A 13,547-nucleotide genomic window follows, 5' to 3' on the forward strand; every position below is an offset into this window, starting at 1 on the left:
GTGGATCCATAACCGGCAACGCCTGCTCATGAAGAGCAGTACGCTGCCGAGCCGGACCCGGTCTGGGCGGACTTTAGGACCCGGCACCGGACAAGTGCAGGACCTCCTGTGCGCCCGCAAGAGTGCGCGAATGTCGCGTGAACGCGTTTACGGAGCCTTCCTTCGCCGCTCTTACCGCAGGATCACGACAGCGGGCGGGGTGCCGACTCACCTTGGTGGCCCAACGCCTCTCCGCCTTTTCGGACCACACGCTGCACCGGCTGAGGCGCCGGCAACCGCGCCAGCGACGCGGTCTCTGCCATGGTGCGGCTTTCCATCCCGTAAGTGTCCCGCAATCTCGCGAAATGCGAGAGGATTTGATCCAGCACAGCCAGATTCTCCGCGAGGTCCGTGCCGAAATTCTCGGGATGCCACCAAAGATGGAAGATTTCGTCGCGGCGCGCGGCGTTTGTCATTGCCTGCCTGATCCGGCGAAGGCGCAGAGGCTCCAAGAGCCGCAGGCGCCGCGACCAAGGCCGCAGGAACATGCTCGCCGGCACCGCGACCGGGAGACGGCCGTCATCATCCGCCGAAATCACGTAGCTCTGGTGTCCGGACAGGTTGAGATACGCGTCGGCCAGTCGGGCGGCGCGGATCCATATCCTCTGCCGTCCATCCGGGCGGGCGCGATACATCCAGCCGCGCTGATTGCTGCGATAAACAGTCAGCCCGAATTCGCGGCAGATCGACAGGTAGGCCGGGTTGTACTGATTTCTCGGAAAGACCAGGGACGTCAAGGTGATGTCGAAGGACGAGGCGGCCTGTACGGCAGCCCTGAGATCGTCCCGGAACTCATCGGCGGTCTGCCCAGCCTCCAGGGCGTAGTAGTGGGAGAACGTGTGGGTTCCGATCTCCTGTCCCGGGCAATCCTGGATCCGGCGCACGAGCGATCCGGCGAAGTGGTAAGGATCGTCCTGCTCCGTCGAGCCGATCGCGTCGAGCGTGGGATAGGGCGAGAGATGCGCATTCTCGTAGCGCGGCTTCGCAGCCGGCACGGCTGCCATCATCTCGTCCTTCGCGTCGAAGAACAGCAGGCCGACGGTCGCCCAAGTTGCTCGAATACCCTGGGCAGCAAACCTGTCGAGCATCTCGCCGACTGCGCGGCGGCCTCCGAGAAGGTTCGCCTGATCGTGCGCGAGGATGCGCTTGTCGCGAACGCCCCAGAACAGCTCAAAATCCAACGAGATGACGAACGTTCCGCCCATCCAGGGCTCCTTGATCTGCGAAAACAGCTCACGTTTCCGGTCAGCCGCCTGAGTATGCACGGCTCAGATGGGGTTTTGAGCTTTGCCGGCCTTCGAACCTGAACCATATCTTGTTATTTTCTTCGAGCACCTGAAGGAAAAAGCCTCGGGCGGCAAGAAAGCGCAACGCCTCGCTAAACAGGGTGTCACCGTCGCACAAATCGCCTGCCATCACATGAGGACCCTAAATTTTCACGAGAGAGCGCAGCGTGATCAGATAGATAAGAATTTCGGCGACGTTAATCTTACGCGCACCCACCTAATCCGAGCTTGAAGACCAAACACTATATTCAGCCAATTGCACACAGTCCATTTCACTATCGGATGAGTACGCTACGGCACCGGAAGCATCGGGTCGGGACAGGTGGTACTAATCCGTATCTAGCGCCTTAAAATTATTGCAAATCATGCTGGATTATTTCATCCCTCCGAACGTGAAAGGAAAACGTACACCATCGATGCTTCCTGATCACGCTGCTCCTGCGGCGCTTATAAGCTACTTACGTAGTCTGATCGGGAGAGGTACGGGTGTTTGCTAGTGGCGATGCTTGGAGAGCTAAGGCGGGGTGCCGGATCCTTTATCGAAATAAAACTAATTATCTGAGGGGGCCCAAGGTGAACGAGATCCGTGCCGTCGTCATCGATAGCGATCCGCTGTTCCGCACCGGCGTCGCCTACACCCTGAACGGCGAGGCCGACATCGCGGTCGTCGGAGAGGGCGCGTCGGCGTCCGACGCGTTCCGCCTCGCGGCCGACCTGAAGCCGAGCGTCATCGTCCTCGACATCGGGATACTCGGCGGCGGCGCGGAGGCGGTCGAGACCCTCGTCGCCCATTGCGCCGACGTGAAGATCCTGATGCTGACGAGCATCGTGGACGACCAGCAGGTCTGCGCCGCGATGCAGGGCGGCGCCTGGGGCTACGTGCTCAAGGGCGTCAGCGGCCCGGAGCTGGTGCAATCCGTGCGGGTGATTCACCGTGGCGAGCGCTACGTCACGCCGGCGCTGGCCGCCCGCCTCTTCGCCAAGCCGCGGAACCCGGCCCCGAGGCCCGAGCAGACCCTGTTCTCGAGCCTGACCGGCCGCGAGGAGCAGATCCTGACGCTGCTGGCGGAGGGGCTGAGCAACAAGGAGATCGGCGGGCGCCTCGAGATCAGCGAGAAGACGGTCAAGCATTACCTGACCATCATCCTCGACAAGCTCAACGTCCGAAACCGCGTCCAGGCCGCCCTCGTCGCCTCCAGTCACCTGAGCTTAGAGGCCGTCCGATAATCCATAGAGCGCGCACAGGGTCGGATGAGGATCATGGCGGCCGCACCGTGGAGGCTCGTGACCGCAGGAGGCACTTCGATCTGAGCGATCCTCTCAGCCGCACTGATTGAGCGGGCCGCTGCTATCGTACGTCTAATCCCGATTGCGAAAACGCGCTGAGGGCCCGGTTCCTCAGGGTAGCGCCACCCCGACGGAGGCAGACACGCCTGTATGCGATCAACGACAGGGCCACGCCTTGAGTAGCGCGGTCGCAGCAAGATCGCCCGCTCGGTGGCGCCGGCCCTCCGGATGATCAGTGAGGTGCTTGCAAACAGCTTCTGTCACTTGCTTAGCGGAAACTCCGTCAGGAATGCAGAACGGCCTCAGTTCTTCGGCGGCGGGTGCTGTCGAGTCAACAATGCCCATCATGTAAACGTTGAGCATACTGTCCAACTCTAGCGACATGTTTTTTTGAGAGCAAAGTTCCTGCAGCCTGACGCCACTTAGGTAGAAGGCATGGGCGCAAGCGGGTATACAGGCGAGCACTAGGATCAGCGCCAATCGTGTCATCATGCCACCCTGTACTCCTGGAGGGCGCTCTCTACGACACGGGCATCACACCACCTTAAGGGTTAACGACGGCCGAACAACCGAACGAACCATTGCTTGGACTTCGAATTGAGGCAAAGATCCACAGCTCCCCGAGCATGGAAGCAGGTGCATAGCCGAGGAAGCCTGCCGAGATGCGCGAAATTTTCTCAACCGTACAGGTGTCGACTCACGAAAAGGTCGATGCGAGGTCTCGGATGACGGCGCGGTCCCAGCCCGATCGGATCAAGGCGCTGCCTCGCCCCATCTCCAGCTCCTTCGGTCCCGGCTGATCCTCGCAATCAGCCCGGTCCAAAGCCAGCCGGTCAGGTCACGACCTCGGCCTTGAAGAATTGGCGCCCGTCACTGACCAGGTTGACCACGGCGATCGGGGTCTCGCACAGCTCGGCGGCAGCCTCCGCGATCTCGTCGAAGTCCTGCTCGCGCGGGGTGTCGAGCAGGTGGTAGCGGCCGAGAGCGCGAAGGCGTTCGGCTTCGTCCTCGCTGGTACAGGCGCGACCCATCGTACAGACAGGCTCGAGAGGCCCAAGTGATTCCGTGAAATGCGCCTCTTAGTGGCTCATCATGCAACACACCGGAGCTGCCTCTAGCAGATCGCGTGTGACGCTCCCAAAGATCACCTCGCGCATGCGGGAGTGCCCGTAGGCGCCGGCGATGATCAGCTCGGCTGCCTCTTGTCTCGCTACGGTCATGATTTCGGAAGCGATCCCCCGCGCGGAGCCGGGCGCACCTGCCTAATGCGAGTTATGCCATGCTCTGCAAGGTACTCGTTCAGCTGGTGTTGGCCGTCGGAGCCCGCCTCGCCACCAACGGTAGCGATGATGACTTCCTCCGCCTCCTTGAGAAAGGGCAAGCCATCCCTGACTGCGCGGCGGGCCTCGCGTGTGTCCTTCCAGGCAATCACGATCCGTTGCAGAGCGATCTCGTTGACGAAGGGAGGTGCTACAAGCACCGGGCGGCCGAGATGCAAGATCAATTCGCCGGGATCGATGCGGCAACACCAATCATGCAAACTCTCTTCATGGTAGCGGTTGACGACGATGAGATCGGCAGAACTGGCTTGGCTGACGAGGAACGTGAACGGATCTGCGTGGGCCGAGCGCCAGTGCGCGCGCCCGAAATCGCTGGTTGCGCGGCGAAACTCGGTCTCCACCTGCACCATTTCCTCCACCAAGGAGTCGGTGGCGGTGATCGCAACTCGCTCGTTGATGTAAGCACCCCGGCCGTAGAGCTGCATCGTTAGGGCTTCCCGCGCGGCTATGCCCAAAAGCCGGGCTTTGAAGCGTTTGGCTAAGCTTTGAGCCAAGTTGAGTCGGCTGATGGTGTAGGGTCCCGGGTCCAGGGGCACCATCACGCTCGCGAGCGTCACGGCAAAGCTCCATATGCCCCTGCAATCGAATGAGGCAACTTGTATTCTGCCTCCTACATTCCGTATTCGCTAGAGTACTCCTTAGTGACGCACTCGGCTAGTTGCTTCGGCTAGCACGCTGCATTGTACGCGCTACAGGGTGGAGATCGTTGTCAAGCTGCGGCAACGTCCAGCATGAGGCCGAGCACAAGCGTGTGCCTGCGTAGTCCCAGAACCGAGAGGCAATTCTCGGCCGGCAAGCAACGCTGGCCCGAACCTAACGATTTACAAGATAAAACTTGAGTAATAACCAATCAAAACGAACACATTGCTTGCTATCATGAATGTCAAGTAGAAATTGCGTATAAAACCTAAAATTAACCGGCTAACACGCTCAAAACTTATGATTAGTACCGTCGCTAATCACAGGTAGACATGTAGTTCTACGCAAATATTTTCTCTATCGGCGGGATTAAAAAAGTGTTTACTGACCTAGCGTGAGGAGCGGTAGTAGCTCCCGCTTCGCGACCAATCCAAAATTGGACGGGGGTAATAATCATGGCCACCCAGAACCCGAACTTTACGGTCAACCAGGACGATCTGGCCTATATCCTGAAGCAAATCGTGATCGCTGAGCGGGAAACCGCCGGCGAAACCTTGCAGCAGATCATCGGGCCGAATGCGGCAATCCTGCCCTGGGGCCTGCGCCACGTCGACGGATCGAACAACAACCTCCTGCCTGGCGGCCAGTTCGTCGGCGCCGCCGATCAGATCCTCCCGCGCCTGCTCGATCCCAACTTCCTGAATGATCAGGATGGGGACACGATGCCGTTCGGGCCCGGCATGGCTGTCGACAATACCGATTATGGTTCGGTCGGCGCGCCGTCAGCGCCGACAGTGAACGGTGGCCACACGGGCAACGTGGCGGACGCGGATCCCCGCATCATCTCGAACCTCATCGTCGACATGTCGGTGAACAACCCGGCCGCGATCGCTGCCTGGTTCGGCAATCCGCTCGCGGTTGCAGCCTGGGAAGAGGCGCATCCTGGCAAGACGGCGGTCGCCCCGCCGAAGCCCGGTGAGACGCTCGGGGCGAACGAGATCGCGCTCACCAACGAAGACCTGTCGGTGATCCCGAACCAGTCGCCGGACATCGGCCTCTCGCCGCAGTTCAACGGCTGGATGACCTTCTTCGGCCAGTTCTTCGACCACGGTCTCGACCTCATCACGAAGGGCAACAATGGGACGGTCTACATCCCGCTGCAGAAGGACGACCCGCTCTACGTTGAGGGCAGCCACACGAATTTCATGGCGCTGACGCGCTCGACCCCCGTTGCCGGCCCCGGCGCCGATGGCGTGATGGGCACGGCGGACGACACGAACCACGAGACGATCAACACGACGACGCCGTGGATCGACCAGAACCAGACCTACACCTCGCACGCGTCGCACCAGGTGTTTCTGCGGCAATACGCGTTCTCCGTCGACTCCGACGGCGACGGGATCAACGACTCGCACGCTGTCGCGACCGGTCGCCTCCTCGACGGCGCCAAGGGCGGTATCGCGACCTGGGGCGAGACCAAGGCCCAGGCGCTCCTGATGCTAGGCATCAAGCTCGACGACTATGATGTCCTCGACGTGCCGCTGCTCCGGACCGATGCCTATGGCAACTTCATCCCCGGTGCGCATGGCTATGCCCAGATCGCGACGCCGGACGGCTTCGTCGAAGGCACGGCTGAGGGCCTCTCCGTGCCGGCGAACGCCATTCGCACTGGCCACGCCTTCCTGAACGACATCGCGCACCACGCCGAGCCGGTGATGGTCGATCACGACCACAACCCGGCGACCCCTGCGATCCGCCAGACCGCCGACCTCGACTCCGACCTCGTCGACGACAACAACGCCCTCACCTACGACAACGAGATGCTGGACTCGCATTTCGTGACCGGTGATGGCCGCGGCAACGAGAATATCGGCCTCACCGCGGTCCACACGATCTTCCATTCCGAGCACAACCGGCTCGTCGAGGCGAACAAGCAGACAATCCTCGCCTCCGCGGCGAACGGCGACGTCTCGTTCCTGAACGAGTGGCTCGTGAACGACGTGACCTCCGTTCCGGCCGACACGTCCACGCTCGTCTGGGACGGCGAGCGTCTGTTCCAGGCCGCGAAGTTCGTGACCGAGATGCAGTACCAGCACCTCGTCTTCGAGGAGTTCGCCCGCAAGGTTCAGCCGGCTGTGAACCCGTTCGTGTTCACGAACACGCCCGACATCAATCCGGCGATCACGGCCGAGTTCGCGCACGTCGTCTACCGGTTCGGCCACTCCATGCTGACCGACAAGATCGACCGGCTCGACCTGAACATGAGCAAGAGCGACATCGAGCTCTTCGATGCCTTCCTCAACCCGCAGGCGTTCACCGCGAGCGGCCTCACCGCGGCCGAGGCGACCGGTGCGATCGTGCGCGGCATGTCGCGCCAGGCCGGCAACGAGATCGACGAGTTCGTGGTGAGCTCGCTGCGCAACAATCTCCTCGGCCTGCCGCTCGACCTCGCGGCACTCAACCTCGCCCGTGGTCGCGAAACCGGCGTGCCGGCCTTCAATGTCGCCAGGGCGCAGTTCTTCGAGGATACCGGCAACATCGATCTGAAGCCCTACGACAACTGGCTGGCGCTCGCCCAGAACCTCAAGAACCCGCTCTCGATTGTGAACTTCATTGCGGCTTACGGCACGCATCCGCTGCTCCAGGCCGAGACCACGATCGAGGGCAAGCGCGCGGTGGCGCTCGCCCTCGTCATCGGGAGCCAGGAGACTGTTCTGGGCGATCCGACCACCACGGCCGATGACCGCGTGATCAATGGTGCTGAGGTCAGTGATCGGCTCGACTTCCTCAACTCGACCGGTGCATGGGCTGGTCACGAATCCGGCCTCAACCTCGTCGACCTCTGGATCGGCGGGCTTGCGGAGCGCAAGACCGAATTCGGCGGCATGCTGGGCTCGACGTTCAACTACGTCTTCGAGAGCCAGATGGAGAACCTCCAGAACGGCGACCGGCTCTACTACCTCAGCCGCCTGCAGGGCCTGAACCTCCTGAACGAGCTTGAGGCGAACACCTTCTCGGCGCTCGCCATGCGCAACTCCGATCTCGGCGACACGACCTCGTCGCACGTGGCGGGCAACCTCTTCGACACACCCGATCTCACGCTTGAGATCGACCAGACGAAGCAGATCAACATCGATCCGGTCCAGGCCAACGCGATCCTGCAGGCGATCGACCCGAAGGTCACCCGGCATACGCCCGGTGCCGACGTCGACGGCGACGGTCACGCGGATGGCGGTTACATCCGGTTCTCGGGCGGCGAGCACGTCGTTCTCGGCGGCACCGAGGGCAACGACACGCTGATCGGTGATCGCGGCATCGACACGCTCTGGGGCGACGGCGGCGACGACTACCTCAATGCCCAGACCGAGTCCGACCAGGTCTTCGGCGGTGACGGTGACGACATCATCGTCGACCCGTTCGGTGACAACTTCCTGCGCGGTGATGCGGGCAACGACGTGATCAGCGTCGGCGCCGGCCTCAACGTCATCTTCGGGGGCGAGGGCCAGGACTTCATCATGGCCGGGCTCGATGGCTCGGAGGTGTTCGCCGGCCGCGACAACGACTTCGTCATGGGCGGAAACGGCAACGAGAACCTCATGGGCAATGAGGGTGACGACTGGATCGAGGGAGGCGATGGGTTCGACTCGCTCTCGGGCGAGAACTCGCAACTCTTCTTCAACTCGACCATCATCGGCCACGACATCCTGAACGGCCAGAACAACGACACCGACTATGACGGCGAGTCCGGTGACGACATCATGTTCGAGGGCGCCGGCATCCAGCGCAACAACGGCATGCTCGGCTTCGACTGGGGCATCCATAAGTTCGACCCGAACGCGGCTCGCTCCGACCTCGCGCTCGGCATCGTGGCGGCAGGCATCCCGGCCGCGGCCGGGTTTGATCAGCAGCAGGACCTGACGCTGCGTGACCGCTTCGACTCGACCGAGGGGCTGTCAGGCTGGAAGTTCGACGACGACCTGAAAGGATCGGATGCGCCGATCGGCGCGGTCGGTGCCGGCGGTGCCGAGGTCATCGGCGGCACGATCTTCGACAGCGCCCTCACCGTGGAGGGGGTCGCCCGGATCCACGGCCTCGCGGCGCTCCTCAACGGCATCGACGACAGCGACGTCGACGAGTTCGGAGTGACGCATCCCGGCATCATCCTGAACACGAGCACCGGTGCGAACATCCTGCTTGGCGGCGGCGGCAGCGACACAATCCGTGGCCGGGCCGGCAACGACATCATCGACGGTGATTCCTGGCTGAACGTCCGGATCGCGCTCTATGCGGACAAGAGCCGCAGCGGCACGCCGACCATGACGGCCGAGGGTATGTCGTCTGTCGTGACCGACCTTGCCGGCAACGTGCTTTTCGGCGGCAAGGCGCTCTCCGCCTTGATGCTCGATCGCACGCTCAATCCTGGCCAGCTCGAGATGGTGCGCGAGATCCTCGACGGGGATCCGACGGATGCCGCGAACGACGTCGCGGTCTACGCTGGCGTCCGGGCCGGCTACACCTTCGGCAGGAACACCGACGGCAGCTGGACGGTGACCGACACCGACGCGACGGACGGTGACGAGGGCACGGACAAGCTCTGGAACATCGAGACGCTGCGGTTCTCCGACCGCGACGTCCTGATCGTCAACCGGCCGCCGACGGGCCAGCTGACCATCACCGGCTCGGAGAACGTGCTCACCGCCAACACGGCCAGCATCGCCGATCCGAACGGTCTCGGCACCTTCTCCTTCCAGTGGCAGGTCTCGGCCGACGGGCTCACGAACTGGACGAATTTCGGCGCTCCGACGGCCAACCCGAATCTCACGATCGGGAATGCCGGCGATCCTCGCTTCTTCCAGGTGATCGCGCGCTACACCGACCAATCCGGCTTTGCCGAAAGCCTGACCTCGAACATCACGGCTCGGGTCGGCAGCAACACGGTCGGTGATACGATCACCGGCTCGACCGGCCCGAACCTGATCAACGGCCGGGGCGCCAACGACACCCTGAACGGGTCGGATGGAAACGACATCATCAACGGCGGGGCCGGCAACGATACGCTGAATGGCGATCTCGGCAACGACACCCTTACGGGCGGCGACGGCAACGACATCGTCAATGGCGGGGCCGGCGGCGACACGATCATCATCGACATCGACGGCACGGGTGACGGGGCCGACACGCTCTCTGGCGGCGCGGATCTCGACACGCTCTTGATCGTCGACACGGGCGCCGGAAACGAGGACCTGAACATCGTCTTCGGAACCCGGATCACCCAGATCGAGGCCGGCGGGACGATCAACGCCGATATCGAGCAGGTTCGCGCCGATCTCGGGGCGGGGACCGGCGACGGCCTGGTCTACTCGGCCACAAGCTCGGCTGTGACAGTCAATCTCGCAACCGGTACCGCCTCGGGCTTTGCCTCAATCGCCGGGATCGAGAACGTGACGGGCACGAACAATGCCGACACGATCACGGGCAACGCGGTGGCCAACGTGCTCACAGGCGGTGCCGGAGCGGACACGCTCGATGGCGGCGCCGGGAATGACACGCTGAACGGCGGCACCGAAGCCGACACGCTCCTGGGCGGCGCCGGAAACGACACGCTCGACGGTGGCACGGGCGCCGACATCATGCGGGGTGGAGCGGACAACGACACCTATGTGGTCGATGCAGCGGGCGACGTGGTCGACGAGACCTCGGCCGGATCGTCCGGCACCGACACGGTGCGGACGGCTCTCGCGAGTTACACGCTCGGAGCGAATGTCGAGAACCTGACCTATACCGGGAACGCTGCCTTCTCCGGCACCGGCAACACGCTGAACAACGTGCTCACAGGCGGCAATGCAGCTGTTGGCGACACCCTCAGCGGCGACGCCGGCAACGATATCCTCGACGGCAACGGCGGCAACGACACCCTCCTGGGCGGGGCCGGAAATGACACGCTCGACGGTGGTGACGGCAACGACACGCTGAACGCGGGGGCCGACAACGACACGCTCACCGGCGGCACAGGCAATGACACGCTGAACGGCGACGCCGGCAATGACTCGCTCGCGGGAGGCACCGGCAACGACACCGTCAACGGCGGCGACGGTGACGACGTGATCACCTGGAACGCGAGCCTCCTCGGGCTCACGCCTGACGGCCGCGACGTGGTCAACGGCGGAACGGAAGGCGCGGGAGGCGACAGGTTCGTCGTCAACGGCTCGATCGGCGCGGAGGTCTTCCGGGTCTATGCCAAGGCGGACGCAGTCGCCGCCGGCATCTACGCGGCTGCGGGCACGGCCGAGATCATCGTGACCCGCAACACCAACGGTGTGAACGGCGCGGTGACGGCGAACAACATCATCTCCGAACTCACCGATATCGAGGAGATCACAATCAACACCGGTGCGGGCAACGACACGGTGCTGGCGGTCGGTAACTTCAACCCGACCAGCCTGAACTTCAACACGATCACGATCAACGGCTCCGACGGCGACGACACGGTCGACATCTCATCGCTTCAGTCGGCGCACCGGATCGTGTTCACCTCGAATGGCGGCCACGACACTGTCCTCGGTGCGCTTCGCCCTCAGGACGTGATCGAACTGCCGGCGGGTCTGACGCCCGAAGAGTGCGCGATCGTCGAGAACGCGGATGGCACCACCACGATGTCTGGCGGCGGGCACAGCGTCACCTACTCGCGTGGTCACAACTCCGGCCCAGTGACCCACAATCCGGGTGCGGAGCAGCCTGGGACCACCGATCCGGGTACGGAGGAGCCCGGGACCCCTGATCTGGGTCACGGATCGATGGCGCACCACCGCGAACACTTCGGCAGCGTCAGCCACGACGGGCACAGCGCCGGGGGCGAGGTCTACGCCCTCTACGACGCCCTGCTCGGTCGCATCTCCGACGTCGACGGGCAGCAGCACTGGACGGCAGCGCGGGCTGCCGGAATGTCCCTGCACGACATGGCCGAGAGCTTCCTCGGCTCCGACGAGGGCAAGGGGCACCACGGCATGGAGGACGACCGGTCGTTCGTGGAGTCGCTCTATCGGGTCGCGCTTGGACGTGAAGGCGAGGACGCAGGCGTCGACAGCTGGACGGAGGCCCTCCACCACGGCACTTCGCGCGCCGATGTGGCTCTCGGTTTCGCCTTCTCGGAGGAGAACCTCGCACAACTTCGGGCGGACTTCGAGTTCGGCGTGTTCACGGCCGACAAGGATGCGAGCGACGCAGCTCGGCTCTACTACGGCCTCCTCGACCGAGCGCCCGATGCAGAGGGCCTTGCGGCTTGGACATCCGCAATGAAGTCGGGTCTGTCCGATACCGCCGCGGCACAGAGCTTCCTCGCCTCGATGGAGTATAAGGCGAAGTACGCGGACCTCTCGAACAACGATTACGTCGAGATGCTCTACAAGAACGCGCTCGGCCGCGACGCTGAGGACGAGGGCTTAGAAAGCTGGACTGCGGCCCTCGAGAGCGGAGCCTCCCGCGCCGCGGTGGCTACGGGTATCGCCCTCAGCCAGGAAGCTCAGAGCTGCCTGATCTCGCAGATCGAGGAGGGCTGGCACCTCGCCTGATCTGACAGCCTCGGATCATTGGTACCTTGAGGAAGGGAGTGGTCGGCGAGAGCTGGTCACTCCCTGCTTTCATCGCGAAAGGGAAATGTTACCTTTCGAGTCACACTATCCTAAGTTCGTCCTCGACCGCATCAATCAAATCTGGTACTTATACTATCTCCGCTGGAGAATGTGACAATGCGTACTCATTCGAGCGTTGCCGTTGTCGCAAATGCATCAGATCAACACCTAAACAGGATTCGAGAAATACTTTGTGGTGATTGTGCCTGTCTGGAGATAATTGAGTACCAGTCTATTCTCTCCACGATGAATAAATTGAGAGACAGAAGCAATCTGTCGGTCATTTTCTTTCGTTTGACGGAACCGACAATAAGGCAATTGAATGATCTGAGGACAATCAGAGCACTGTACGGACACATACGTCTCGTTATTATCGCAGATAGCGATCGCCAACGACATGTTCTAGCAGCAGTGCAAGCTGGCATGCACGGGTATATCCCAACGCATCTCGATCCTGCCGAATTAATCGGGCGGTTTTGGCGGTCTGGAATGGTCAAATATACGTACCAGCTTCAATCGCCAATGCAGAGATCATCAAAGAAGAGAGTGTAAACATAGTCTCCGAACAGCCCTACGCGCTTCTTTCGCGGAAACAACAGGAAATATTTGCCCTTCTGCGTGGCGGCCTAAGCAATAAGGAGATCGCGCAGAGAATCAATGTTTCAGAAACTGCAATAAAATCGCAAAATAGGGTGATATATCGGAAATTGGGCGCGCTGAAGCGTATCGATTTTGTTCATTGCTAGCGACAAATCGTGCCTCATGGTCAGGCTTGATCTAACCTGACCGTCAGTTGAGCTAGGGCAACTGAGCGTGCGATCAGCAGGATTATGCAGCAGGCGCATATCTCGGCTTGTCCGTTGGGGAATGCCTCAGCGAACATTTCGCTCTTCGCGGGCGGTGTCCCTTCGCAGTGGATCCTTAACCGGCACCAGGCAACGCTCGGGCTTGACTTGAACGGTCCTGCCCATGCTTGAACATCGCACCACCCCACGCGCTCACACCGGCATTCCAGGACGCGCCGCGTTCGTGCGCAGCTCATCCGCTACGGTGTCGTGCCTCATCCGCGATCTCTCGCCCTCTGGCGCCCGCGTGGTGTTCGCAGCTGCCACGCGGGTGCCGGCCTACTTTGACCTCTACATCGGCCAGAGCGGCCCGCACCGAGCCAAGACCGTGTGGCAGCAGCCCGGCATGGCTGGGGTCATCTTCTCGGCAGGACGAGCAAACGCGCCCGAGATTCTACCCGGCTAGGGATACCTCGTAATTCGCCGGCTGGGCGTTATGGAGCGTCCGCCCGATCCCCGCTTCAAATTGGCCTCCAGGCTGAC

The 13,547-nt window shown here is 62.2% G+C and carries 8 protein-coding genes and 1 pseudogene; 4 read left to right on the forward strand and 5 right to left on the reverse strand.

Annotated features, from left to right (window positions below; translation table 11 throughout):
* Window positions 1-182: 182 nt before the first annotated feature.
* Complete coding sequence (locus DK389_RS03075) at window positions 183-1,244, reverse strand: polysaccharide deacetylase family protein (RefSeq protein ID WP_109887391.1); 1,062 nt, start codon at window positions 1,242-1,244, stop codon at window positions 183-185.
* 654 nt (window positions 1,245-1,898) lie between these two features.
* Between DK389_RS03075 and DK389_RS03080 the strand changes: the two genes are divergently transcribed.
* Complete coding sequence (locus tag DK389_RS03080; protein WP_162560462.1) at window positions 1,899-2,552, forward strand: LuxR C-terminal-related transcriptional regulator; 654 nt, start codon at window positions 1,899-1,901, stop codon at window positions 2,550-2,552.
* 216 nt (window positions 2,553-2,768) lie between these two features.
* On the opposite strand, the gene DK389_RS35440 is transcribed toward DK389_RS03080, so the two are convergent.
* The 4 genes and pseudogenes from DK389_RS35440 to DK389_RS03095 form a co-directional block, all read right to left on the reverse strand.
* On the reverse strand, window positions 2,769-3,104 hold the full coding sequence (locus tag DK389_RS35440) for a Rap1a/Tai family immunity protein (protein WP_162560463.1): 336 nt from the start codon (window positions 3,102-3,104) through the stop codon (window positions 2,769-2,771).
* A 350-nt stretch (window positions 3,105-3,454) separates the two neighbouring features.
* Window positions 3,455-3,643: pseudogene (locus DK389_RS03085) on the reverse strand (hypothetical protein); the annotation flags it as partial.
* Between the two features lie 48 nt (window positions 3,644-3,691).
* Complete coding sequence (locus DK389_RS33785) at window positions 3,692-3,832, reverse strand: universal stress protein (protein ID WP_109887394.1); 141 nt, start codon at window positions 3,830-3,832, stop codon at window positions 3,692-3,694.
* Complete coding sequence (locus DK389_RS03095) at window positions 3,829-4,509, reverse strand: universal stress protein (RefSeq protein WP_109887395.1); 681 nt, start codon at window positions 4,507-4,509, stop codon at window positions 3,829-3,831. The genes DK389_RS33785 and DK389_RS03095 overlap by 4 nt, the downstream gene beginning before the upstream one ends.
* A 537-nt stretch (window positions 4,510-5,046) precedes the next feature.
* Between DK389_RS03095 and DK389_RS03100 the strand changes: the two genes are divergently transcribed.
* The 3 genes from DK389_RS03100 (at window position 5,047) to DK389_RS31945 (ending at window position 13,470) form a co-directional block, all read left to right on the forward strand.
* On the forward strand, window positions 5,047-12,159 hold the full coding sequence (locus DK389_RS03100; protein WP_109887396.1) for a peroxidase family protein: 7,113 nt from the start codon (window positions 5,047-5,049) through the stop codon (window positions 12,157-12,159).
* 536 nt (window positions 12,160-12,695) lie between these two features.
* A complete protein-coding gene (locus DK389_RS35445) occupies window positions 12,696-12,965 on the forward strand; it encodes a response regulator transcription factor (protein ID WP_162560464.1) in 270 nt (89 codons plus the stop codon).
* 283 nt (window positions 12,966-13,248) lie between these two features.
* Entirely contained in the window at window positions 13,249-13,470 is a 222-nt protein-coding gene (locus DK389_RS31945) for a hypothetical protein (RefSeq protein ID WP_162560465.1), read from the forward strand.
* Window positions 13,471-13,547: the final 77 nt, after the last annotated feature.

Source organism: Methylobacterium durans (assembly GCF_003173715.1).
In the GTDB taxonomy this organism is placed as follows: Bacteria; Pseudomonadota; Alphaproteobacteria; order Rhizobiales; family Beijerinckiaceae; genus Methylobacterium; species Methylobacterium durans.